The 22,382-nt window shown below is 65.0% G+C and carries 23 protein-coding genes and 2 tRNA genes; 20 read left to right on the forward strand and 5 right to left on the reverse strand.

Features of this window, described 5'->3' with window-relative positions; all coding sequences use genetic code 11:
* Positions 1–25 precede the first annotated feature (25 nt).
* The 6 genes from B6S44_RS11115 (at position 26) to B6S44_RS11140 (ending at position 7,053) form a co-directional block, all read left to right on the forward strand.
* The gene (locus B6S44_RS11115) at positions 26–649 is read left to right on the forward strand and encodes an ATP-dependent Clp protease proteolytic subunit (protein ID WP_129156968.1); all 624 of its coding nucleotides are present in this window, start codon (positions 26–28) and stop codon (positions 647–649) included.
* 326 nt (positions 650–975) lie between these two features.
* Positions 976–2,244, forward strand: a complete 1,269-nt coding sequence (gene clpX, locus B6S44_RS11120) for an ATP-dependent Clp protease ATP-binding subunit ClpX (protein ID WP_110491201.1) — start codon at positions 976–978, stop codon at positions 2,242–2,244.
* Between the two features lie 211 nt (positions 2,245–2,455).
* Complete coding sequence (locus B6S44_RS11125; protein ID WP_164985796.1) at positions 2,456–3,451, forward strand: retroviral-like aspartic protease family protein; 996 nt, start codon at positions 2,456–2,458, stop codon at positions 3,449–3,451.
* A 399-nt stretch (positions 3,452–3,850) separates the two neighbouring features.
* Positions 3,851–6,280, forward strand: a complete 2,430-nt coding sequence (gene lon, locus B6S44_RS11130; protein WP_126111952.1) for an endopeptidase La — start codon at positions 3,851–3,853, stop codon at positions 6,278–6,280.
* Positions 6,281–6,392: 112 nt separating this feature from the next.
* Positions 6,393–6,908: a MerR family transcriptional regulator gene (locus B6S44_RS11135; protein ID WP_129156970.1), complete on the forward strand. Its 516-nt coding sequence runs from the start codon at positions 6,393–6,395 to the stop codon at positions 6,906–6,908.
* Between the two features lie 69 nt (positions 6,909–6,977).
* Positions 6,978–7,053: transfer RNA gene (locus tag B6S44_RS11140), tRNA-Val, on the forward strand.
* A 46-nt stretch (positions 7,054–7,099) separates the two neighbouring features.
* Here the strand turns inward: B6S44_RS11140 and B6S44_RS11145 are convergent.
* The 4 genes from B6S44_RS11145 to B6S44_RS11160 all read right to left on the reverse strand — a co-directional run bounded on the left by B6S44_RS11145 (position 7,100) and on the right by B6S44_RS11160 (position 10,742).
* On the reverse strand, positions 7,100–8,536 hold the full coding sequence (locus tag B6S44_RS11145; RefSeq protein WP_248309553.1) for a hypothetical protein: 1,437 nt from the start codon (positions 8,534–8,536) through the stop codon (positions 7,100–7,102).
* A gap of 62 nt (positions 8,537–8,598) precedes the next feature.
* A complete protein-coding gene (locus B6S44_RS11150; protein ID WP_248309554.1) occupies positions 8,599–8,994 on the reverse strand; it encodes a GtrA family protein in 396 nt (131 codons plus the stop codon).
* 25 nt (positions 8,995–9,019) lie between these two features.
* A complete protein-coding gene (locus B6S44_RS11155) occupies positions 9,020–9,790 on the reverse strand; it encodes a class I SAM-dependent methyltransferase (RefSeq protein ID WP_248309555.1) in 771 nt (256 codons plus the stop codon).
* On the reverse strand, positions 9,714–10,742 hold the full coding sequence (locus tag B6S44_RS11160) for a glycosyltransferase family 2 protein (RefSeq protein ID WP_129156973.1): 1,029 nt from the start codon (positions 10,740–10,742) through the stop codon (positions 9,714–9,716). Before B6S44_RS11160 ends, B6S44_RS11155 begins: the two co-directional genes overlap by 77 nt.
* A 173-nt stretch (positions 10,743–10,915) precedes the next feature.
* On the opposite strand from B6S44_RS11160, the gene B6S44_RS11165 reads away from it, so the two are divergent.
* A tRNA-Asp gene (locus tag B6S44_RS11165) sits at positions 10,916–10,992 on the forward strand.
* Between the two features lie 270 nt (positions 10,993–11,262).
* Complete coding sequence (locus B6S44_RS29640; protein ID WP_206735132.1) at positions 11,263–11,634, forward strand: hypothetical protein; 372 nt, start codon at positions 11,263–11,265, stop codon at positions 11,632–11,634.
* 66 nt (positions 11,635–11,700) lie between these two features.
* Here B6S44_RS29640 and B6S44_RS11175 read toward each other — a convergent pair whose 3' ends face one another.
* Positions 11,701–12,291: a YcbK family protein gene (locus B6S44_RS11175; protein WP_164985798.1), complete on the reverse strand. Its 591-nt coding sequence runs from the start codon at positions 12,289–12,291 to the stop codon at positions 11,701–11,703.
* A 429-nt stretch (positions 12,292–12,720) separates the two neighbouring features.
* Here B6S44_RS11175 and B6S44_RS11180 point away from each other — a divergent pair, with 429 nt between their 5' ends.
* The 12 genes from B6S44_RS11180 (at position 12,721) to B6S44_RS11235 (ending at position 22,369) form a co-directional block, all read left to right on the forward strand.
* Positions 12,721–13,086 (forward strand): NADH-quinone oxidoreductase subunit A, encoded by a 366-nt coding sequence (locus B6S44_RS11180; protein WP_110491427.1) that lies wholly within the window; start codon positions 12,721–12,723, stop codon positions 13,084–13,086.
* A 78-nt stretch (positions 13,087–13,164) separates the two neighbouring features.
* Entirely contained in the window at positions 13,165–13,743 is a 579-nt protein-coding gene (locus B6S44_RS11185) for a NuoB/complex I 20 kDa subunit family protein (protein WP_126111765.1), read from the forward strand.
* Positions 13,740–14,063: a hypothetical protein gene (locus tag B6S44_RS11190; protein WP_129156975.1), complete on the forward strand. Its 324-nt coding sequence runs from the start codon at positions 13,740–13,742 to the stop codon at positions 14,061–14,063. Before B6S44_RS11185 ends, B6S44_RS11190 begins: the two co-directional genes overlap by 4 nt.
* A gap of 4 nt (positions 14,064–14,067) precedes the next feature.
* On the forward strand, positions 14,068–14,673 hold the full coding sequence (locus B6S44_RS11195) for an NADH-quinone oxidoreductase subunit C (RefSeq protein ID WP_129156976.1): 606 nt from the start codon (positions 14,068–14,070) through the stop codon (positions 14,671–14,673).
* 3 nt (positions 14,674–14,676) lie between these two features.
* Complete coding sequence (locus B6S44_RS11200) at positions 14,677–15,114, forward strand: GFA family protein (RefSeq protein ID WP_129156977.1); 438 nt, start codon at positions 14,677–14,679, stop codon at positions 15,112–15,114.
* Positions 15,111–16,301 (forward strand): NADH-quinone oxidoreductase subunit D, encoded by a 1,191-nt coding sequence (locus B6S44_RS11205; protein WP_129156978.1) that lies wholly within the window; start codon positions 15,111–15,113, stop codon positions 16,299–16,301. Before B6S44_RS11200 ends, B6S44_RS11205 begins: the two co-directional genes overlap by 4 nt.
* Positions 16,298–16,477 carry a hypothetical protein gene (locus B6S44_RS11210; protein ID WP_129156979.1) on the forward strand — a complete coding sequence of 60 codons (180 nt, stop codon included), beginning with the start codon at positions 16,298–16,300 and terminating at the stop codon, positions 16,475–16,477. The genes B6S44_RS11205 and B6S44_RS11210 overlap by 4 nt, the downstream gene beginning before the upstream one ends.
* 5 nt (positions 16,478–16,482) lie before the next feature.
* Positions 16,483–17,721 (forward strand): NADH-quinone oxidoreductase subunit NuoE, encoded by a 1,239-nt coding sequence (gene nuoE, locus B6S44_RS11215; protein WP_129156980.1) that lies wholly within the window; start codon positions 16,483–16,485, stop codon positions 17,719–17,721.
* A gap of 10 nt (positions 17,722–17,731) precedes the next feature.
* Positions 17,732–19,036 carry an NADH-quinone oxidoreductase subunit NuoF gene (nuoF, locus tag B6S44_RS11220; RefSeq protein WP_129156981.1) on the forward strand — a complete coding sequence of 435 codons (1,305 nt, stop codon included), beginning with the start codon at positions 17,732–17,734 and terminating at the stop codon, positions 19,034–19,036.
* Between the two features lie 4 nt (positions 19,037–19,040).
* Complete coding sequence (gene nuoG / locus B6S44_RS11225; RefSeq protein WP_129156982.1) at positions 19,041–21,104, forward strand: NADH-quinone oxidoreductase subunit NuoG; 2,064 nt, start codon at positions 19,041–19,043, stop codon at positions 21,102–21,104.
* Positions 21,105–21,110: 6 nt separating this feature from the next.
* Complete coding sequence (nuoH, locus tag B6S44_RS11230; RefSeq protein WP_129156983.1) at positions 21,111–22,130, forward strand: NADH-quinone oxidoreductase subunit NuoH; 1,020 nt, start codon at positions 21,111–21,113, stop codon at positions 22,128–22,130.
* Positions 22,127–22,369, forward strand: coding sequence for a hypothetical protein (locus B6S44_RS11235; RefSeq protein ID WP_129156984.1), 243 nt, complete (start codon positions 22,127–22,129; stop codon positions 22,367–22,369). Before nuoH ends, B6S44_RS11235 begins: the two co-directional genes overlap by 4 nt.
* Positions 22,370–22,382: the final 13 nt, after the last annotated feature.

Below are 22,382 nucleotides of genomic sequence, written 5' to 3' on the forward strand. Positions count from 1 at the left end.
GCTTTGACCCCAAGGACCGACCATGATGCGTGACCCGATCGAGACCTATAACAATCTCGTCCCGATGGTGGTCGAGCAGTCGAGCCGCGGCGAGCGCGCCTTCGACATCTATTCGCGCCTGCTGCGCGAGCGCATCATCTTCCTGACCGGCCCGGTCGAGGATTACTCGGCATCACTGATCGTGGCGCAGCTGCTGTTTCTCGAGGCCGAGAACCCGAAGAAGGAAATCTCCTTCTACATCAATTCGCCCGGCGGTGTGGTCACCTCGGGCCTGTCGATCTATGACACCATGCAGTTCATCCGTTGCCCGGTGACGACGCTCTGCGTCGGGCAGGCCGCTTCGATGGGCTCGCTGCTGCTGACCGCCGGCGCCAAGGACATGCGCTTTGCCCTGCCGAACGCGCGGATCATGGTCCACCAGCCCTCCGGCGGCTTCCAGGGCCAGGTCACTGACATTCTGATCCACGCCCGCGAGGTCGAGAGCCTGAAGCGGCGCCTGAACGAGATCTACGTCAAGCACACTGGCCGCTCCTACGAGGATATCGAGGGCGCGCTGGAACGCGACAACTTCATGACCTCCGAGCAGGCGCGCGATTTCGGGCTGATCGACAAGGTCATCGACAAGCGCGCGGACGAGGCGGCCGCCTAAAGCATCGGCCGGAAAAAAATTGGGTACCGGCTTTCAGAGTAAGCCGGTACTTTAAATGGCTACTCCGGCACGACGTGCCTGTGGGTTGGCGAGTGGTTCCCGAAGGACCATATTGCCTAGAGACTAGGCCCCATGTTTGCATGGGGCATCGGAAGGGCGCAGCAAGGCGCTCAAGCGGTCCGGTTTTGGGTCAGTTTCGTCGCCACCTGCGCCAGAGCGACGCGTTAACCTAAAAATCGTGATCTGAGCGCCTATTATGACGGGGAGACGACATCAGCCTGCCGTTATTCGGTGGCGGATTTCGTCCTCCGAGATGGAGAATCACGATGAGTAAGGCCAGCGGCGGCGATTCCAAGAGCACGCTCTACTGCTCCTTCTGTGGCAAGAGCCAGCATGAGGTCCGCAAGCTGATCGCGGGCCCAACCGTGTTCATCTGCGATGAATGCGTCGAGCTCTGCATGGACATCATCCGCGAGGAATCGAAGTCCGCGCTGGTGAAGTCGAAGGACGGCGTGCCGACTCCGAAGGAGATCCGCAAGGTTCTCGACGACTACGTCATCGGCCAGGACCACGCCAAGAAGGTGCTCTCGGTCGCGGTCCACAACCATTACAAGCGGCTCTCGCACGCCTCGAAGCACAACGACGTCGAGCTCGCCAAGTCGAACATCCTGCTGATCGGGCCGACCGGTTCGGGCAAGACGCTGCTGGCGCAGACGCTGGCGCGCATTCTCGACGTGCCCTTCACCATGGCCGATGCGACGACGCTGACCGAGGCCGGCTATGTCGGCGAGGACGTCGAGAACATCATCCTGAAGCTGCTCCAGGCCTCCGACTACAATGTCGAGCGGGCTCAGCGCGGCATCGTCTACATCGACGAGATCGACAAGATCAGCCGCAAGTCGGACAACCCCTCGATCACCCGCGACGTCTCGGGCGAGGGCGTCCAGCAGGCCCTGCTTAAGATCATGGAAGGCACCGTCGCCTCCGTGCCGCCGCAGGGCGGGCGCAAGCATCCGCAGCAGGAGTTCCTGCAGGTCGACACCACGAACATCCTGTTCATCTGCGGCGGCGCTTTCGCTGGTCTTGACAAGATCATCTCCAGCCGCGGCAAGGGCACTTCGATCGGCTTCGGCGCGACGGTGAAGGGGCCGGACGACCGGCGCACCGGCGCGATCTTCCGCGAGGTCGAGCCGGAGGATTTGCTCAAGTTCGGCCTGATCCCGGAGTTCGTCGGCCGCCTGCCGGTGCTGGCGACGCTGGAGGATCTCGACGAGGCCGCGCTCAAGACCATCCTCACGGAGCCGAAGAACGCACTGGTCAAGCAGTACCAGCGCCTGTTCGAGATGGAGGACACCGAGCTCACCTTCACCGACGAGGCGGTCAGCCTGATTGCCCGCAAGGCGATCGAACGCAAGACCGGCGCGCGTGGCCTGCGCTCGATCATGGAGGGCATCCTGCTCGAGACCATGTACGAATTGCCGGGGCTGGAAGGCGTCGAGCAGGTCGTCATCGGCCCCGAGGCGGTCGAGACCAAGTCGCGCCCGCTGTTCATCTATGCGGACCGCGAAGAAGAGGCCAAGTCGGCCTCGGCCTGAACGGCTCGTCGACTTGAGCGACTTGCCCCGACGGCGTAGCCTCTAACCAGAGACTATGCCGGGGGGCGGCCTTGACGACATATGACGATGGCGAGCGCGCGGGTCGATGATGGCTCGCGGTGCAATAAGTTGCATTGTCGCCAGCCTGGCCATGATCGGAGCGGCGCTTCAGCCGACTCCTGCCGGGGCCCAGACCAGCTCCGACCCGTTGATGCGGGTCTTGTCCGATCTCGGGATCGAGCTTCCGGTCGTCGTCGCGACCAAGAGAGCTGTTGCGGCGCCCATCGAGGCCCTGTCGCGCGAGCGCTGCGACCGGGAGGCGGCGCTGGCCCTTGCCGACGGTCTGAAACAGGCCGGCTATCGCCGCGAAGGTGCAGAGGCGCTCGTTCGCTTCTCCGACAATTGCGGTGGCTTCGTCGATGCGCTCCGCCGGGCGGCGAATCTGCTGCTGGATCTGTCGGACTGGACCGCCGCCGCCGTAGTTGCGAACAAGGTCATCGCTGAGCAGCCGCACTCGGATAATGGCTACTACCTGCGGGCCCTTGCGAACGACAAGGCGGGCAAGTTCAACGAGGCGATCGACGATTACCTCACTGCGATCGCGCTGTTCGGCAACAAGGACCGCATCTCGTCGACTGCGTATTTCGCTGCCTCGCGGGCCTATGAAAAGCTCGGGCAGTATTGCGACGCAATCGTGCCGATCGAGGCCTGGGTCGCCGTCAATCCCTTGCGTAATGACGACAGCCGCACGCAGGCGGTGATCGGCTCGCTGCGCAGCAAGGGGCAATGCGCCGAAAGGGCCTTCGCGCCTGACGAGACCATCCCGATCACACGGAGCGGGCAGGTCGTGACCGTGGCTGCCACTGTCAACGGTATGAAGGGCGTTTTCATCATCGACACGGGTGCGACTTTCGTTTCACTCCGCCAGAGCTTTGCCGATCGCGCCCGGATCGTGGTCGATCCCACGAGCAAGGTGCGCCTGCATACGGCGAATGGCATTGTCGAAGCCCGTCGTGGCAGGGCCGCCCTGATCGAGCTCAAGCGCGTTCAGGCGACGGAGGTTCCGGTCGTCGTGCAGACCGATGCTGCCGGCAGCTACGGCGCGCGCGTCGATGGCCTTCTCGGAATGAGTTTCCTCAGCCGGTTCGATGTGACGATCGACAGGCGCAGCGTCAGGATCCGGTCGCGCGGCGGCACGAAGCTTTGATACCGGGCTTTCTAGGCCTGCTCGTCGGGAGTAGCGAAGAAAAGCCCAAGACAGCTCGGCCTGAGCAAAGCTGGGTCCTTGTTCAATTCGGAACACTCGCCGATTGGCGCGCGTTTTGCCTCGTGAGTTTGGGCGGATACGACTGCCCGCACACTGCTTTTGCCTTGGCTGAGCCATCACGGCCTCGTGTGCCGGCTGCGGCAGAAGCTGTGGTGGACTGCGTGAGGCGTCGCTTGAAAGCCGGCGTCGAAGCATCCACTTTATGTTCACTTGCGAGAGTCGCGTGCCTGTAGAGGGCGTGGCTCGCAGGGGCGCCTGGCGCGAATGGTCGCGCCGCGCGGTACGTCCGCTCGATTGCCTTTCCAGGGGTCGGCCGGGCGAAAACTTGAAGGACTAGACATGACTGGCTCGACGCCCCGCGCCCCGCTTGTCCCCGGTACGACCGATACCTATCCGGTCCTGCCGCTGCGCGACATCGTCGTATTCCCGCACATGATCGTGCCGCTCTTCGTCGGCCGCGAGAAGTCCATTCGCGCGCTCGAGGAGGTGGTCAAGAACGATGGCCTGATCCTGCTCGCCACGCAGAAGAATGCCGGCGACGACGATCCGGAAACAGGCGACATCTATGAGATCGGCACGCTCGCTCGCGTGCTGCAGCTGCTCAAGCTGCCCGACTCGACCGTGAAGGTGCTCGTCGAGGGCATCGGCCGGGCGAAGGCACAGACCTACACTGCCACCGACGACTTCTATCAGGCCGAAGCCGAGGCGCTCGCCGAGGAGGCCGGCAAGAAGGTCGAGGTCGAGGCGCTGGCCCGCTCGGTGATCAGCGAGTTCGAGAATTATGTGAAGCTCAACAAGAAGATCTCGCCCGAGATCGTCGCGGCGGTCTCCCAGATCGACGAGCCGGCCAAGCTCGCCGATACGGTCGCCTCGCATCTCGCGGTCAAGATCGCCGACCGCCAGACCGTGCTGGAGGTGATGAACGTCGCCCACCGGCTCGAGAAGGTGCTCTCCCTGATGGAGAGCGAGATGTCGGTGCTGCAGGTCGAGAAGCGCATCCGCTCGCGCGTCAAGCGCCAGATGGAGAAGACCCAGCGCGAGTACTATCTCAACGAGCAGATGAAGGCGATCCAGAAGGAGCTCGGCGACGGCGAGGAAGGCCGCGACGAGCTGGCCGAGCTGGAAGAGCGCATCGCCAAGACCAAGCTGACCAAGGAAGCGCGCGACAAGGCTATCGCCGAGGTCAAGAAGCTGCGCCAGATGTCGCCGATGTCAGCGGAAGCCACCGTCGTGCGCAACTATCTCGACTGGCTGCTCGGCATCCCGTGGCAGAAGCGCTCGAAGATCAAGAAGGACCTCGCTGCCGCCCAGCAGGTACTCGATGACGATCACTTCGGCCTCGACAAGGTCAAGGACCGCATCGTCGAATATCTCGCCGTGCAGCAGCGCGCCAACCGGCTCGCCGGCCCGATCCTGTGCCTCGTCGGCCCTCCGGGCGTCGGCAAGACCTCGCTCGGCAAGTCGATCGCCAAGGCGACCGGCCGCGAGTTCGTGCGCATGTCGCTCGGCGGCGTGCGTGACGAGGCCGAGATCCGCGGCCACCGCCGCACCTATATCGGCTCGATGCCCGGCAAGATCATCCAGTCGATGAAGAAGGCCAAGACCTCGAACCCGCTCATCCTGCTCGACGAGATCGACAAGATGGGCCAGGACTTCCGCGGCGATCCGTCGGCGGCCCTGCTCGAGGTGCTCGATCCCGAGCAGAACTCGACCTTCAACGACCATTACCTCGAGGTCGACTACGACCTGTCGAATGTGATGTTCGTGACCACGGCGAACACGCTGAACATCCCGCCGGCCCTTCTGGACCGCATGGAGGTGATCCGCATCGCCGGCTACACCGAGGACGAGAAGGCCGAGATCGCCCGCCGTCACCTGATCCCGGGGACGATCAAGAAGCACGGCCTCGAATCCAAGGAATGGTCGATCGACGACGAGGCTCTGACGACGCTGGTTCGCCGCTATACCCGCGAGGCCGGCGTGCGCAACCTCGAGCGTGAGCTTGCCAACACTGTCCGCAAGGCGGTGAAGGAGATCGTGCTGACCAAGAAGAAGAAGGTCGCGGTCACTCCGGCGGTGCTGGAAGAGTATCTCGGCCCGCCGCGCTATCGCTATGGCATGGCGGAGACCGAGGATCAGGTCGGCGTCGTCACTGGCCTGGCCTGGACCGAGGTCGGCGGCGAGATGCTGACGATCGAAGGCGTGATGATGCCCGGCAAGGGCAAGATGACCGTCACCGGCAATCTGCGCGACGTGATGAAGGAATCGATCTCGGCGGCGGCCTCCTATGTCCGCTCCCGCGCCATCGATTTCGGCATCGAGCCGCCGCTCTTCGACCGGCGCGACATCCACGTCCATCTTCCCGAGGGGGCGACCCCGAAGGACGGTCCGTCGGCGGGCATTGGCATGGCAACGGCTATCGTTTCGGTCATGACCGGCATCCCGGTTCGCCGCGATGTCGCCATGACTGGCGAGGTCACGCTGCGGGGCAGGGCACTGCCGATCGGCGGCCTCAAGGAGAAGCTGCTGGCTGCCCTGCGCGGCGGCATCAAGAAGGTGCTGATCCCCGAGGAGAATGCCAAGGATCTGGTCGATCTGCCGAAGTCCGTGAAGAACGGGCTTGAGATCGTGCCGGTCTCGCGGATGGATCAGGTGCTCCAGCATGCGTTGGTGCGCCAGCCCGTCCCGATCGTCTGGGAGGAGGACCTGAAGGCGGCAACGCCCAAGGCCACCGAGGACGACGCGGCTACGGGTCTCGTCGCCCACTGAGCCCATTGTTCGTGAATACGAAGGCCGCCGGCTCTGCCGGCGGCCTTTTTTGTTGGCTGGCCACTTGAGCCGCACCCTGCGTCATAGCCTAGGGCTGATTCAGGAGGTGCCGATGAGCACGCAGAACAAGGCTGAGACCTGGCTAGAGGCCAATGAGTGCGCGGCCCGGATCGGGCTGTCGAAGCGGGCGCTGCGGCTCTACGAGGAGCGTGGCCTGATCCGGCCGCGACGGACCGACAAGGGCTGGCGCCTCTATGGCGCCGACGAGATCGCCCGGTTGCACGAGATCCTGGCGCTGAAGCGGCTGGGTCTCAGCCTGCAGCGGATCACTGCGCTCCTGCACGGCAAGGCGCTCGATCTTTCGGGCGAGCTCCTCGAACAGCAGCAGCGTGGCGGGATGTCTTTCGAGCTGTTGAGCGAGGAGTTGGCGGAGCTCGTCCGCGAGCAGCAGCCGATCGTGAACGCGGAGCTTGAAGCGAAGGGCGGACTGCAGTCGCTCGGCTTGCGCCGCGTCGCCGAGGATGGCGTCGATATCTACGAGGCGCAGTTCGCCCAAGGCTCCCTGCAATGCGGCATCGGCTTTGGCCAGGATGGCCGCGTGCATACGCTCTGGATGCTGCCGGCCTGAGCAAAGGTTTCGCAAGCCGCTTTCTGTGGCTTGCGAACCAGCCCTCATGGCCTTAAACGGCGGGCAAGAGGGCGGTTAGCTCAGTCGGTAGAGCGCCTCGTTTACACCGAGGATGTCGGCGGTTCGAGCCCGTCACCGCCCACCAGCCTTCGCCTTGGACGCGCCGGCCTCTGGGCGCTCGTTCAACAAGGTCAGCGACTGCGAACGTAGATCATCGCATAGCGGTCGGAATAAGCGCGCGTCCAGCCGGGCAATTCATCGAAGAACGGAATGCGGCCGTCCCCGGCCGACAGCAGCGCCCAGTCGACTCCATATTTGCGCAACTGGGTTTCCAGCAGCGGCTTGCCGGTGCTGCGTCCCATCGCGTCGTCCGCTTGCGTGAAGCCGTTCAGGAAAAGCTGGTCGGTGCGGCCGTCGATGAAGGTCTTGATGCCGTGGAAGATGAGAGTTCCGCCGAAGTCGTAGGAGTTGAGAACAGGGCCCGACAGGCCGCGCTGCGCAGCGAAGGCCAGCGCGTCTTTCGCCGATGTCTTTTGGCCAGGCTCGACAGCGGGGCCACGCGCTAGCATGGCGTTGGCGCCGATGACGAGAGCGACACTCGCGCCGAAGGCCAGCCGATAGTGCCCGAGCAGGAAACGCTCCAATCCGTCGCGCTGCTCCATCATCCACGTCCGGATCGAAACTGCGGGAAACTGTTCCGCGACCTGCACGGCCAGCACCAAGGGAACCAGCAGGAAGAACACGTAAACGAAGCGCTCGTGCGCGAGATAGAGATGTAGCGCAAACAGAATGAAGAGCGCCCTCGCCAGGCCGATACGGAAGCCCGAGAGGAGCAGCCCCAGCACCATCAGCAGCAAGGCCGCCTCGTTCAGAGGGGCGGCGGAGGCGTTGAACGGCCGCCACTCCATGATGAGCGGCACGGCCTCGTTGGCGCCGGCGACAGTGAAGGTGGCCAGGATGGCCTTGAGGCCATAGGGGTTGATCAGGCTCACCAACGGGCAAAGCGCGCCGAAGATGCACCATTGAGCCAGGAGTCGTGGCCGCGTCAGCCGATAGCGGATGAGGACATCCAGTCCCGCAAAGGCTGCGATGACGAAGCCGAGCGTGAACGAGGCGTGGAGATTGGTCCACAGCCAGAGTAACCCAAGCAGCCCGAGGCTGGGTGGCCGGCCGGCGCCTGCGACCCGGAACAGATTGGCTGTCCATACCACGATGATGGGCAGTGTGAAGACATGCGGCCGGGCGGTGAAGACGAAAGCCGACAGAAGGGCGAAGCTCAGAGCCAGGGCCATTGCGAGGCTCGGCTTCAGCGCCTCTCCGAGCTGCCAGGCGAGCAGGAAGACCATCAGCGAGATCGCTGTGGCTGTGACGAGTGCGACCCCGTTCCAACCGGCGCCCTTATAGGCCAGCGCCAGGAGCACCTGGCTCAGCCATTCCTTCGCGATCCAGGGCTGACCGGCGAAGCTGTGCGAGTAGCTGTCGATGGTTGGGAACGTGCGGGTGGCAAGCATGTCGAGCCCGACACGAATGTGCCACCAGCTGTCGGGATCCTGAAGAAGGGCCGGGGTGCGGGCGAGCAGAATCGCGGCCATGACGGCAGCCGCAAGCAGGCTGAAGATCAACCTCATGCGCCAGGCTTCTCCGGCAGGCGACAGCGAGCCAGCCAGGGGCTGGATGGTTTGGCTAGCACTCATGGCTTGCGAGCTGTGGCGTCAGGCGGCAGCTGAGCCCGCAAACCGGGACGGGCGACGAACACGTACCGGGAGGAGCCGAGATAGAAGAGGATGGAATAGGTGCAGAGGCCCGCGAGCTGGGCCAGGGGCGATTCCACGAAACCGAGCGATCTCGCCAAGGTCAGGACAGCGAGATTCGCGCAATAGGCGACCAGGAAGACGAGCACATAGCGACGGCCCTCGCTCATGCGCGGGCCCGCGTCGCTGCCGAAGGTCCAGCGCCGATTGAGCGCAAAGCCGGCGAGGAGCCCGGCGGCATAGCCGGCCGCGTTCGAGACGATATCGCCCCAGCCCAAGGCGAGACCCGTCAGGATAACAGCGTAGCCGAGCGCCGTGTTGACAAGCCCGACCATCCCAAATCGCAGCACGCGCAGCCGCTCAGGCGGCTGATTTGACCGCATGGACAAAATACTGCGCTCCGAGGGGAAAACGGGTGAGATAGCGCTCGAGCGGCCGGAGCCGCGCCAGTGGTCGCGGAAAGAAGATTCGGTAGACGGCCCTGGCTTCCGGCAGGCCGGCCGATGCGATTCTGGCGCGCATTTCGTTCGCTGCGATCAGAACGGCATCCTTGTCGAAGGGGCAGTTCCGCACGGCATGCCTGGTCAACGGATTGAGAGGGTTGTGCTCGAACAGGAAAAGGCTGCCGCCGGGAGCGAGCACCCGCGCGATCTCGCTGAGCAGTCCCGCCTGCAGCTGCTCGGGAATGTGGTGAAAGACGCAGGCGGCGAAGACGACATCGAACCGTCCCTCTGCGAAAGGGATCGCCTCGCCGTCGAACGGCGTGAATTGTGCCTGTCCGGGAAAGCGTCTTGCGGCCATGTCGAGCGATTGTGCCGACGGGTCCAGCAGCACGATCTCGGCATCGGGAAAGATCGCGCGCATGGGGCCCAGCGAGTTGCCGATGCCTGCGCCGAAGTCGAGAATCCGGTTTGGACGGCGTCCCGCCGCCATGAGGGTGGTCGCGACGTCCTCGATCTTGTATCTGGCGAAAAAATCCGGCGTCTCGCCACTCATGCGGATGCTGGCGGCGTGCTGCTCCTGATAGTCGAGAGCGAACTGGTCGAATTCCGCCTCAGGCACTGACGGCACCCTTAACCCGATCTTGCAGCTCGTGCACGGGGCTGCCTTGGGCCCCAGCCGTGCCGTCACAGACGATTTCGGCGACGATGTAGAGGGGACGACGCTTGGTCTCCATGTACATGCGCCCGAGATACTCGCCGAAGATGCCGAGTACAAGCAGTTGTACGCTGCCAAGGATCAGGATGATCGCGGCAAGGCTGGTCCAGCCGGGAATAACGTTGCCGGCCAGCCATGACATGATGGTGTAGCCTAGGACGCAAAGTCCGAGCACGCCAAAACCCATCCCCAGATGCGACGCGAATCGCAAGGGCGCGATGGAGAAGCTCGTCATCGCGTCGAAGGCCAGGAGCAGCATCTTCTTCAGCGGGTAATGCGTCGTTCCCGCAAAGCGCGGATGCCTTTCATACGGAAAGGCCACCTGCCGCAAGCCGATCCAGCTCACCATGCCGCGTACGAAGCGGTAGCGCTCAGGCATCGCGTTCAGATGGTCGAGCGCGCGCCGGCTCATCAGGCGGAAATCCCCGGCGTCCGCGGCGATCTCGATATCGACCATCCCCCGCAACAGGCGATAGAACAGGGCGGCGCTGGAGCGTTTGAACAGGCTCTCGCCGTCGCGCTTCAGGCGCTGGCCATAGACGACGTCGAAGCCTTCATCCATCTTCGCCATCATCGTACCCAGAAGCTCGGGCGGATCCTGGAGGTCTGCGTCGAGGATAAGGCAGCGTTCGCCCCGGCAAAACTCGAGCCCCGCGGTGAGCGCGATCTGGTGGCCGTAGTTCCGGGCGAGATCCATGCCGACGACATGGCTGTCACGGCGAGCGAGATCGAGAATCGCTTCCCGGGTGCCATCGGTCGCACCATCGATGATGAGGACGATTTCGTAGGATGGCCCGACCGCCGCCAGGCAGGCGGCGCTCACGCGCCGGTGCAGCTCGGCGATGCCGGCCCGCTCGTTGTAGCAGGGCACCACGACCGACAGCGCTATGCTGTGTCGAAAGGCGCCATGATGAGGATCGGCCATGAGCTCCATCCAAGTTTGCTCGAGGATGGCTGAGTTCGGTTGGGGAATCGTTAAATCCAGCAAGACGGAACGCAGCGAAGTCCATGAACAAATTTGACGGCCTCGGTGCTTGACAGTCCGGGCCCGGGGCCATAATCCCAACCCCGCCGAGGACATGTTCCTCCGCCGCCCGCGCGGGCGTAGCTCAGTTGGTTAGAGTGCCGGCCTGTCACGCCGGAGGTCGCGGGTTCGAGCCCCGTCGCCCGCGCCATTTCAAACGATTTCCCAGAACTTGTATCCACTGCTTTCGCAGGCGCCGAAGACATTCGAAGCGGCGTCTTTGACAAGCGGATGACACGGCCTGCCGGCTGCAACGTCAATGTCTGGTGTTGCGCAGGAACTCGGCGAGGCGCGCGTTTTTGGTCGCGCCGAAGATCTGGTCGCCATGCGGTTGCAGCTTGTTCCGCACCGACGGGAACAATCGCGTTCCGCGGCGGTTGTTGTCGAGGCTCGGCCTGCGCCGGCACTTGGAGGAAACACGATGCGTAAGCGGACTTTCATCGCGGCTTTGATCGGTGGCTTGACCTTGTCGGTCCCCGCATGGGCTTCGCCCGCTCGCGAATCTGCCCCGGCCGGCGAGGCTGCGATTGCCCGTGGGCTCGACGATCTCGACGTCGCGTTCACGCGCCATACGCGCGAGCACCGCATGTGGGAGATCCAGCGGAACCTCGAGCGGCAGAATCGCGGTCGCGGCTATGGCTACGGACGCGGTTATGATCGTGGCTATGGTCGTGGCGATGGCTACGGGCGTGGACGCGACTATGGCCCGCCTCCGGGGCGCGGCTATGGCGGCGGTTACGGGGGCCGAGGTTATATCCGCGGAGGCGATCCCTATAGCGGTAGCACCTACTGAAGCGCCGAGGTCTTCGATCCGGTATCGGACTGAGGGACGCATCGCGTCTCTTCTCCGATGCCGAGCCTACCAGGGCCGGCGCGGGCCCGTGTCGATGTGGATCAGCCCGTTCCAGTAGACCTTGTTGCCGCCGACCTCGGGCAGGTTGCGGGCCCACTCCAGAACGACACGCGGCCTGACGCCCGGCACCCGGAAATCCATCGCCTCGCAGCGCTTGTGATAGGAGCCGCGCCGCGCCCGCCACGGCGGACGCCACGTCGAGGTCACCTTCACCGCCCCGTATTTGTCCGAGATCTTGCCGAGAATCGCCTTCAGCACCGGCGGCAGGCAGACGATCGAGGTTCCTGGATCGGTCGAGATTCCCGGCTTGTCAGGCTTCTCGTCCGGATCGAAGGCGGGCTCTTCGCCGACCTGCCCCGGCGTACGCTGCGGCCATTCCGGGCCTTCATCGTCGTCGGGCTGGGCGAGGGTGGGGGCTGGGCCTGAGACAGCGCTGGCTTCGATTGGCGCTGCTGGCACCACGACGATCGGTGGCGCGCCCGGCTTGATCTGCAGGTCGAGGTCGAAGGGGCGTTCGGGCGGCAGCGGCGCCAGCATCATCTGCGCCGCGGCTGGGTGGCCGAACGCCATCCCGGCGGCACAGGTGCCAGCCAGCACGACTCTCCGCATGGCAATCACGAGGCGCGGGACGCCGATGGCGGGAAAGCGGCCACGATGCCGCAGTCACGATGCGTTGTTGGCCTCGGCATTCCCGCAGCGGTGCTCCTGACGCATCGGCAGCGTTTGCCGACGAATCGTGCCGGCGCCGAAGACTGACGTTACGTCCCCGTTTGCCACGCTTCGACGCGCCGCGACAACCGCCTTGCGTCAGGCACGATAGGTCGTGAGAATCGAGGTCGAAACGCCCGGGAAACGGGACACTTTCGCGAGGCGGGTCGACATATGCGGCAAAGACATGGCGATAGCCGCGTTGTGCGGCGCGGCGAACCCTTGCGTGATTCTAAAGCAGGGTCTAATCGACTGGCGAGATTGAGGGCGCCGCCTCGGCGCCGGGTTGAAGCGGGGTGACAGATGCAAGCTCTTCCTGTGCAGTCCCTGCTATCGGACTACCTGCCTCTGGTCATCTTCGTCGGCCTGTCGATCGTGATCGGCCTGGCACTCCTGATCGCGCCCTTCGCCGTCGCCTATTCCAAGCCCGACGCCGAGAAGCTCTCGGCCTATGAGTGCGGCTTCAACGCCTTCGACGATGCGCGCATGAAGTTCGACGTGCGCTTCTACCTCGTCGCCATCCTGTTCATCATCTTCGACCTCGAGGTCGCCTTCCTTTTCCCCTGGGCGGTCGCCTTCGGCGGTCTCGGCTGGTTCGGCTTCTGGTCGATGATGATCTTCCTCGGCGTGCTGACCGTCGGCTTCGTCTATGAGTGGCGCAAGGGTGCGCTCGAGTGGGACTGACCATTTGTCGCGTAAGCTTGATACCGCCCTGTCACCGATCTTACATTCGACGAAACCTAAAGGTTCGAACTGATGGCCATGACAGCGATCGATCGCGGTGATCCGCTCGTCGCGCCGGCGCCCAGGGGCCTGCTCGGCCCGGACGGCAAGCCGGTCGGCACGCGCGATCCCTTCTTCGTCGAGATCAACAACGAACTGGCCGACAAGGGCTTTCTGGTCACGGCGACCGACGACCTGATCAACTGGTCGCGCACCGGCTCGCTGATGTGGATGACCTTCGGCCTCGCCTGCTGCGCGGTCGAGATGATGCAGCTCTCCATGCCGCGCTACGATGTCGAGCGCTTCGGCTTTGCACCGCGCGCCTCGCCGCGCCAGTCCGACGTGATGATCGTCGCCGGCACGCTGACCAACAAGATGGCCCCAGCCCTGCGCAAGGTCTACGACCAGATGCCGGAGCCGCGCTACGTCATCTCGATGGGCTCCTGCGCCAATGGCGGCGGCTACTACCATTACAGCTATTCGGTGGTGCGCGGCTGCGACCGGATCGTGCCGATCGACGTTTATGTGCCGGGCTGCCCGCCGACCGCGGAAGCGCTGCTCTATGGCGTGCTGCTGCTGCAGAAGAAGATCCGGCGGACGGGGACGATCGAGCGGTGAGCGAGGCCGGAGCCAGCGTGATGCGGCAGTGGCGGGCGCGAGCCACGCCGGAGGGTGCGCTCGCCTATCGCGCGCATCTTTCCGGCTCGGTGCTGCCGCAGCTGCAGGCGCTGGCTGGCTTTCGCGGCGTTGCGCTGCTCAACCGCCAGGTTGCCGGCGAGGTCGAGATCACTGTGCAGACCCGCTGGGAAAGCATGGCCGCGATCGCGGTGTTCGCGCAGCCTGATCTGGAGGCTGCAGTGGTCGAGCCGGCGGCCGCAGCCGTGCTGTTGAGCTATGATGATGTGGTGACGCATCACCAGGTCATTCTCGAAGGATGATGCGATGAGCGAAGCGCTCGCGACATTGGGTGAAGAGATCAAGACGGCGCTGCCCGGCGCGGTGACCGACGCCGTCGTCGCCTATGGCGAGCTGACCGTGCTCGCCGAGGCCGCCGCGATCGTCGACGTTCTCAGGACCCTCTACGACGACCCGCGCTTCCGCTTCGTCAATTTCACCGACATCGCCGGCGCCGACTATCCACAGCGCGAGAAGCGCTTCGAGGTCGTCTACCACCTGCTCTCGCCGCGTCATAACCAGCGCGTGCGCGTCAAGGTTCAGACTGACGAAGCGACCCCGGTGCCGTCCGTGATCGAGGTCTTCCCGGCGGCGAACTGGTACGAGCGCGAGGCCTACGACTTCTACGGCATCCTGTTCTCGAACCATCCGGATCTGCGCCGCATTCTCACCGATTACGGCTTCGAGGGTTATCCGCTGCGCAAGGACTTCCCTCTGACCGGCTTCGTCGAGGTCCGCTATGACGACGAGCAGAAGCGCGTCGTCTACGAGCCGGTGAAGCTGAATCAGGAGTTCCGCAACTTCGACTTCCTCTCGCCCTGGGAAGGGACCGAATACGTCCTGCCGGGCGACGAGAAGGCCAAGGCGGGCTGAGCGATGGGCGAGGGCGACAAACTCTCAGGTGGCTGTCTCTGCGGTTCCGTTCGCTTCACGGCGAGGATGGCCAAGCCGGAGATGGACGTCTGCCATTGCGACATGTGTCGCAAATGGAGCGGCGGCGTGCTGATGACCGTGCCGTGCACGGACGTCGCTGTCGCCGACGAGACGCACCTTGCCGTCTATCCTTCGTCCGAATGGGGTGAGCGCGTCTTCTGCCGGAATTGCGGCACCAGCCTGTTCTGGCGCCAGCGTTCCGGCGAGGGCCATGTCGCAGTGGCGTTCCCGAGCCTCGACAACCCTTCCGATCTCGTCTTCGCCGAAGAGATCTTCATCGACGAGAAGCCTGATCTCTACGCCTTCGCGGGCGAGCGCCGGCGCAAGACCGGTGAGCAGGTGATCGCCGAATTCCATGCCGCCCAGGAAGGCCGGACATGACCGAACACAACATCCGCAACTTCTCGATCAATTTCGGCCCGCAGCACCCAGCCGCGCACGGCGTGCTGCGCCTGGTGCTGGAACTCGACGGCGAGATCGTCGAGCGCGTCGACCCGCATATCGGCCTGCTGCATCGCGGCACCGAGAAGCTGATCGAGCACAAGACCTATCTCCAGGCGCTGCCCTATTTCGACCGGCTCGACTACGTCGCGCCGATGAACCAGGAGCACGCCTACTCGCTCGCGGTCGAGAAGCTGATGGGCGTGACCGTGCCGCGCCGCGGCCAGCTCATCCGCGTGCTCTATTCCGAGATCGGCCGCATCCTCTCGCATATCCTCAACGTCACCACGCAGGCTATGGACGTCGGCGCGCTCACCCCGCCGCTCTGGGGCTTCGAGGAGCGCGAGAAGCTGATGATCTTCTACGAGCGGGCCTGCGGCGCGCGCATGCACGCCGCCTATGTCCGGCCGGGCGGCGTCCACCAGGACCTGCCGACCTCGCTGATCCACGACATCGCCGAATGGTGCGACCCGTTCCTCAAGGTCTGCGACGATCTCGAGACCCTGCTCACCGACAACCGCATCTTCAAGCAGCGCAACGTCGACATCGGCGTCGTCGATCTCGAGACCTGCTGGAAATGGGGTTTTTCGGGTGTGATGGTGCGCGGCTCCGGCGCGCCCTGGGATCTGCGCAAGAGCCAGCCCTACGAGTGCTACGAGGAGATGGAATTCGACATCCCCGTCGGCAAGAACGGCGACTGCTACGACCGCTACTGCATCCGCATGGAAGAGATGCGCCAGTCGGTGCGCATCATGAAGCAGTGCTGCGAGAAGCTGCTCTCGGCCGATGGCGGCGGGCCGATCTCCTCGCTCGACGGCAAGATGGTGCCGCCCAAGCGCGGCGAGATGAAGCGCTCGATGGAGGCGCTGATCCACCACTTCAAACTCTACACCGAGGGCTACAAGGTGCCCGAAGGCGAGGTCTATGCCGCCGTCGAGGCGCCCAAGGGCGAGTTCGGCGTCTATCTCGTCTCCGACGGCACCAACAAGCCCTATCGCTGCAAGATCAAGGCGCCGGGCTTTGCCCATCTCCAGGCCATGGATTTCATGTGCCGCAAGCACATGCTCGCTGACGTCTCGGCGATCCTCGGCTCCCTCGACATCGTGTTCGGGGAGGTCGATCGGTGATTCCCATCGCGCAACTCATCAACAACGGCTTCGAGATCAAGTCGTCGACCACCGCGACCGTCAAGGGGGAGCAGGAGATGTACGTCATCCTGCAGAAGGGGCCTGACGCGTATCTCTGTCTGTTCCGGTTCAATGGAAACGGCTGGCCGCAGGCCGGCGGCTGGCCTCTCGGGTAATCATCATGTCCGTCCGTCGTCTCGCGCCCGATCACGTTCAGCCCGCCTCCTTCGCCTTCACTGCGGCGAACGAGAACTGGGCCGATCAGCAGATCGCCAAATATCCGGAAGGCCGCCAGGCCTCGGCCGTGATCCCGCTGCTCTGGAAGGCGCAGGAGCAGCATCATGGCTGGCTGCCGCGCGCCGCGATCGAGGAAGTCGCGCGCAAGCTCGGCATGGCCCCGATGCGGGTGCTGGAGGTCGCGACCTTCTACACCATGTTCAGCCTGCAGCCGGTGGGCGAGCACTTCATCCAGCTGTGCGGCACGACGCCTTGCGCGCTGCGCGGTGCCGAGGCCCTGAAGAAGGTCTGCGAGGACGTCATCGGCCCGCAATCGACCGTCACCGCCGACGGCAAGCTGTCCTGGCTCGAAGTCGAATGCCTCGGCGCCTGCTGCAACGCCCCGATGGCGCAGATCAATTTCGACTACTACGAGGATCTGACGCCCGATAATTTCCGCAAGCTGCTCGGCGATCTGCGCGAAGGCCGCCCGACCAAGCCCGGCCCGCAGGTCGATCGCTCCTGCTCGGAGCCGCTCGGCGGCGGCGATACGCTTAAGGATCCGGCCCTCTTCGACGGCTCTGTGATCGGCGCCGGTGACTGGCAGGCGCGCATCACCAGGCAGCGCGAGGACGCGATCAGGATCGCCAGCGAGAAGGCCGCGGCCGAGGCCAAGGCCAAGGCGGAAGCCGAGGTGGCCGCCGCGACCGCCAAGACCGGCCCGACCGACGTCAAGACCGCGCCCGCTCCCGAAGCCGCCGCTCCCGGCCGCCCGAAGCCGTCCGAGCCGAACCAGCCGGCCGGCGCCGCGCAGGACACGCCGTCCGCGACCGGCAAGGCGATCAAGGACACGCCCGCCAAGGGCACGGCTGAGAACGCGCCGGCGGCCAAGGCCGCTCCTGCCGCCGAGCCGGCCGTTGCCGAAACCAAGCCGCAGCTGCTGACCGCGGCGCGCGACGGCAAGGGCGACGACCTCGAATTGATCTGGGGCGTCGGTCCCAAGCTCGGCAAGATGCTCAACGAGATGGGCATCTGGCACTTCGACCAGGTCGCCGCCTGGACCCCGGCCGAACTTGCCTGGGTCGATGCAAGGCTGACCGGCTTCAAGGGCCGTGCCGTGCGCGACGACTGGATTTCGCAGGCGACGAAACTCGCGACAGGCTGGCGGCCGGAATCGGCCCTCGGCGACAAGCCGGTGAAGTGAGGCGATAACGATGCTGGCTGATCGCGACCGCATTTTCACCAATCTCTACGGCCTTCACGACCTGTCGCTGAAGGGCGCCATGCAGCGTGGCGCCTGGGACGGCACCAAGTTCCTGCTCGAGCAGGGGCGCGACTGGATCATCGACGAGATGAAGAGGTCGGGCCTGCGCGGGCGTGGCGGCGCCGGCTTCCCGACCGGGCTGAAATGGTCGTTCATGCCCAAGCAGAGCGACGGGCGCCCGCACTATCTCGTCGTCAACGCCGACGAGTCGGAGCCGGGCACCTGCAAGGACCGCGAGATCATGCGCAACGACCCGCATACGCTGGTCGAGGGCTGCCTGATCGCCTCCTTCGCCATGGGCGCGCATGCGGCCTACATCTACATCCGCGGCGAATATGTCCGCGAGCGCGAGGCGCTGCAGCGCGCCGTCGACGAAGCCTATGAGGCGAACCTCATCGGCAAGAACAACAAGCACGGCTATCCCTTTGATCTCTATGTGCATCACGGCGCCGGCGCCTATATCTGCGGCGAGGAGACGGCGCTGCTCGAAAGCCTCGAGGGCAAGAAGGGCATGCCGCGGCTGAAGCCGCCTTTCCCGGCCAATGTCGGCCTCTATGGCTGCCCGACCACGGTCAACAACGTCGAGTCGATCGCGGTCGCGCCGACCATCCTGCGCCGCGGCGCCAGCTGGTTCTCCTCGATCGGCACGCCCAACAATGTCGGCACCAAGCTGTTCTGCGTCTCGGGCCATGTGAACAAGCCCTGCAATGTCGAAGAGGCGATGGGACTGACCTTCCGCGAGCTGATCGACCGCCATTGCGGCGGTATCCGCGGCGGCTGGGACAATCTCAAGGCGGTCATCCCCGGCGGCTCCTCGGTCCGCATGGTGCCGGCCGAGCAGATCATCGACACGCCGATGGATTTCGACTCGCTTTCGAAGCTGAAGTCGGGCCTCGGCACGGCGGCGGTGATCGTGATGGACAAGTCGACCGACATCATCCGCGCCATCGCCCGCATCAGCTACTTCTACAAGCATGAGAGCTGCGGCCAGTGCACGCCGTGCCGCGAGGGCACCGGCTGGATGTGGCGCGTCGTCAACCGCATGGCGGAGGGCCGCGCCCAGAAGCGCGAGATCGACATGCTGCTTGACGTCTCCAAGCAGATCGAGGGCCACACCATCTGCGCGCTGGGCGACGCTGCCGCCTGGCCGATCCAGGGCCTGATCAACCATTTCCGTCACGAAATCGAGCAGCGCATCGACGACTATGCCGCCAACCCGCATGGCGAGCCGGTCAGGCTCATGGCGGCGGAGTGAGACCATGACCAAGCTTCTGATCGACGGCATCGAGGTCGACGTCCCCGCGGAGTACACAGTGCTCCAGGCCTGCGAGGCGGCGGGCGCCGAGGTGCCGCGCTTCTGTTTCCATGAGCGGCTCTCGATCGCCGGCAATTGCCGCATGTGCCTGGTCGAGGTGAAGGGTGGCCCGCCCAAGCCGCAGGCCTCCTGCGCCATCGGCGTACGCGACCTGCGTCCCGGCCCGAACGGCGAGCTGCCGGTCGTGCTGACCAGGTCGCCCATGGTCAAGAAGGCGCGCGAAGGGGTGATGGAGTTCCTGCTCATCAACCACCCGCTCGACTGCCCGATCTGCGACCAGGGCGGCGAGTGCGACCTCCAGGACCAGGCCATGGCCTATGGCGTCGACACCTCGCGCTATGCCGAGAACAAGCGCGCGGTCGAGGACAAGTATATCGGCCCGCTGGTCAAGACCTCGATGACGCGCTGCATCCAGTGCACGCGCTGTGTCCGCTTCACCACCGAGGTCGCCGGCGCCTCGGACCTCGGCGCGATCGGCCGCGGCGAGGACATGGAGATCACCACCTATCTCGAGCACGCGATGAGCTCGGAGCTGCAGGGCAATGTCGTCGACCTCTGCCCGGTCGGCGCGCTGACCTCCAAGCCCTACCAGAACAAGGCCCGGCCCTGGGAACTGACCAAGACCGAATCCATCGACGTGATGGACGCGGTCGGCTCGGCGATCCGCGTCGACTCGCGCGGCCGTGAGGTGATGCGGGTGCTGCCGCGCATCAACGAGGCGGTGAACGAGGAGTGGATCTCCGACAAGACCCGCCACATCGCGGACGGGCTCAGGACCCAGCGGCTCGACCAGCCCTATATCCGCGAGCACGGACACCTGCGGCCGGCGAGCTGGACCGAGGCGCTTTCCCTTGTCGCGCGCAAGCTCAAGGCTGCCAAGCCGGAACGCATCGGCGCCATCGCCGGCGATCTCGCCGCGGTCGAGGAGATGTATGCGCTTAAAGGCCTGATCGCCGGCCTCGGCTCGGCCAATCTCGACTGCCGCCAGGACGGGACGAAGCTCGATCCGGCCTTCGGTCGCGCCAGCTATATCCTGAATACCGGCATCGCCGGGATCGAGGACGCGACCTCGCTGCTGATCATCGGCTCGAACCCGCGCCGCGAGGCGCCGATCGTCAATGCCCGCATCCGCAAGCGCTGGTTGCGCGGCGATTTCAAGGTCTCGTTGATCGGCGAGAAGGTCGATCTGACCTACGCCTGTGACTATCTCGGCGCTGGCCCTGAGACGCTGGCCGATCTGGTCAAGCGCGCCGGGGCTGCCGGCGAGCGGCCGATGGTGCTGGTCGGGCAAGGAGCGCTCACCCGCGCCGACGGTGCTGCGGTGCTCTCCCTTGCGGCCAAGGCGGCCGAGGTGCTCGGCGCGGTCAAGGATGGCTGGAACGGCTTCGGCGTGCTGCACACGGCCGCCGCCCGCGTCGGTGGCCTCGATCTCGGCTTCGTGCCGGCTGAGGGGGGGCTCGATGTCGCCAGCATGACGGCAGCGGGCGCGCTCGACGTGCTCTTCCTGCTTGGCGCCGACGAGATCGAGGTGTCGGCCGGCGCCTTCGTGATCTACCAGGGCAGCCATGGCGACAAGGGCGCCCATCGCGCCGACGTCATCCTGCCGGGCGCCGCCTATACCGAGAAATCCGGCACCTACGTCAACACCGAAGGACGGGTGCAGATGGCGGCGCGTGCCACCTTCCCGCCGGGCGATGCCAAGGAGGACTGGGCGATCCTGCGGGCGCTCTCGGCCTCGCTCGGCAAGCCGCTGCCCTTCGATTCGCTCGGGGCGCTGCGCCGAGAGCTCTATGCCGCCCACCCGCATTTTGCCGCCGTCGATGCGGTGGCGGAGGGCGATCGCTCCGGCCTGGCGAAGCTGGCCGGGCAGGGCGGTGCGACCGAGAAGGCGGGCTTTGCCCCGGCCGTCAGCGACTTCTACACCACGAACCCCATCGCCCGCGCTTCGGCGGTGATGGCGGAATGCTCGGCGCTGGCCTCCGGCCGCATGCGCCAGGCGGCGGAGTAAGCCTCGATGAACTGGGACCTCGTCCTCGATCTTGCGATCATCGCCGGCAAGAGCCTGCTGCTGCTGGTCTGCCTGCTGGTCTTCATCGCCTTCATCCTGCTCGCCGATCGCAAGATCTGGGCGGCGGTGCAGCTGCGGCGCGGTCCGAACGTGGTCGGCCCGTTCGGCCTGTTCCAGAGCTTCGCCGACCTCTTGAAGTTCGTCTTCAAGGAGCCGATCATCCCGTCCAGCGCCAATAAGGGCGTGTTTTTGCTCGCGCCGCTGATCTCCTGCGTGCTGGCGCTGGCGGCCTGGGCGGTGATCCCGGTGGCGGAAGGTTGGGCGATCGCCGACATCAATGTCGGCGTGCTCTACATCTTCGCGATCTCCTCGCTCGGCGTCTATGGCGTCATCATGGGCGGCTGGGCCTCGAACTCGAAGTACCCATTCCTCGGCGCGCTGCGCTCGGCGGCGCAGATGGTCTCCTACGAAGTCTCGATCGGCTTTGTGATCATCACCGTGCTGCTCTGCGTCGGCTCGCTCAATCTCTCGGCCATCGTCGAGGCGCAGAACTCGAAGGCGGGCCTGTTCGGCTGGTACTGGCTGCCGCTCTTCCCGATGTTCATCGTGTTCTTCATCTCGGCGCTGGCCGAGACGAACCGGCCGCCCTTCGACCTGCCGGAAGCGGAATCGGAGCTCGTTGCGGGCTTCATGGTCGAGTACTCCTCGACCCCGTATCTGCTGTTCATGCTCGGCGAATACGTGGCGATCATGACCATGTGCTCGCTGACCACGATCCTGTTCCTCGGTGGCTGGCTGCCGCCATTCCCGGTCGCGCCCTTCACCTGGCTGCCGGGCATATTCTGGTTCGCGCTCAAGATCTGCATGGTCTTCTTCATGTTCGCGATGGTGAAGGCCTTCGTGCCGCGCTACCGCTATGACCAGCTGATGCGGCTGGGCTGGAAGGTCTTCCTGCCGTTGTCGCTGGCGTCGGTCGTCGTGGTCGCGGCGGTGCTGCAGCTCACTGGTTGGGGGCCCGCTCCGTGACGGCGGGCCAGGCCGGACTGATCGGAGCTTTGATCGGCTTCGTTGTCGGCCTGATCGAGTACCGGCTCGTCATGGGCGTTGTGGTTGGTGCGTTGCGTCGCACCGACAGCTCGCAGACGCAGGCCGAGAAGGATGATTACGAACGGCGCATCCGCCTGTTGAAGGCGGCGGTGCTGGTGGTTTCGGTGGGTGGATTGCCCATCGTCGGTTACCTGATCGGCCGGACGCTGTTCGGTTGAGACGAGAGAAGGA

Source organism: Allobosea sp. Tri-44, from assembly GCF_004123845.1.
Lineage (GTDB): Bacteria > Pseudomonadota > Alphaproteobacteria > Rhizobiales > Beijerinckiaceae > Allobosea.

Excerpts from the sequence above, each read along its gene's own strand:
- B6S44_RS11205 (WP_129156978.1), top strand. The coding sequence starts at position 15,111 with ATGACCGAACACAACATCCGCAACTTCTCGATCAATTTCGGCCCGCAG.
- B6S44_RS29640 (WP_206735132.1), top strand. The coding sequence starts at position 11,263 with ATGCGTAAGCGGACTTTCATCGCGGCTTTGATCGGTGGCTTGACCTTG.
- B6S44_RS11195 (WP_129156976.1), top strand. The coding sequence starts at position 14,068 with ATGAGCGAAGCGCTCGCGACATTGGGTGAAGAGATCAAGACGGCGCTG.
- B6S44_RS11160 (WP_129156973.1), bottom strand. The coding sequence starts at position 10,742 with ATGGCCGATCCTCATCATGGCGCCTTTCGACACAGCATAGCGCTGTCG.
- B6S44_RS11125 (WP_164985796.1), top strand. The coding sequence starts at position 2,456 with ATGCGGGTCTTGTCCGATCTCGGGATCGAGCTTCCGGTCGTCGTCGCG.
- B6S44_RS11185 (WP_126111765.1), top strand. The coding sequence starts at position 13,165 with ATGACAGCGATCGATCGCGGTGATCCGCTCGTCGCGCCGGCGCCCAGG.
- nuoE (WP_129156980.1), top strand. The coding sequence starts at position 16,483 with ATGTCCGTCCGTCGTCTCGCGCCCGATCACGTTCAGCCCGCCTCCTTC.
- clpX (WP_110491201.1), top strand. The coding sequence starts at position 976 with ATGAGTAAGGCCAGCGGCGGCGATTCCAAGAGCACGCTCTACTGCTCC.
- B6S44_RS11200 (WP_129156977.1), top strand. The coding sequence starts at position 14,677 with ATGGGCGAGGGCGACAAACTCTCAGGTGGCTGTCTCTGCGGTTCCGTT.
- B6S44_RS11150 (WP_248309554.1), bottom strand. The coding sequence starts at position 8,994 with ATGGTCGGGCTTGTCAACACGGCGCTCGGCTACGCTGTTATCCTGACG.
- B6S44_RS11145 (WP_248309553.1), bottom strand. The coding sequence starts at position 8,536 with ATGAGGTTGATCTTCAGCCTGCTTGCGGCTGCCGTCATGGCCGCGATT.
- nuoG (WP_129156982.1), top strand. The coding sequence starts at position 19,041 with ATGACCAAGCTTCTGATCGACGGCATCGAGGTCGACGTCCCCGCGGAG.
- B6S44_RS11115 (WP_129156968.1), top strand. The coding sequence starts at position 26 with ATGCGTGACCCGATCGAGACCTATAACAATCTCGTCCCGATGGTGGTC.
- nuoH (WP_129156983.1), top strand. The coding sequence starts at position 21,111 with ATGAACTGGGACCTCGTCCTCGATCTTGCGATCATCGCCGGCAAGAGC.
- B6S44_RS11135 (WP_129156970.1), top strand. The coding sequence starts at position 6,393 with ATGAGCACGCAGAACAAGGCTGAGACCTGGCTAGAGGCCAATGAGTGC.
- lon (WP_126111952.1), top strand. The coding sequence starts at position 3,851 with ATGACTGGCTCGACGCCCCGCGCCCCGCTTGTCCCCGGTACGACCGAT.
- nuoF (WP_129156981.1), top strand. The coding sequence starts at position 17,732 with ATGCTGGCTGATCGCGACCGCATTTTCACCAATCTCTACGGCCTTCAC.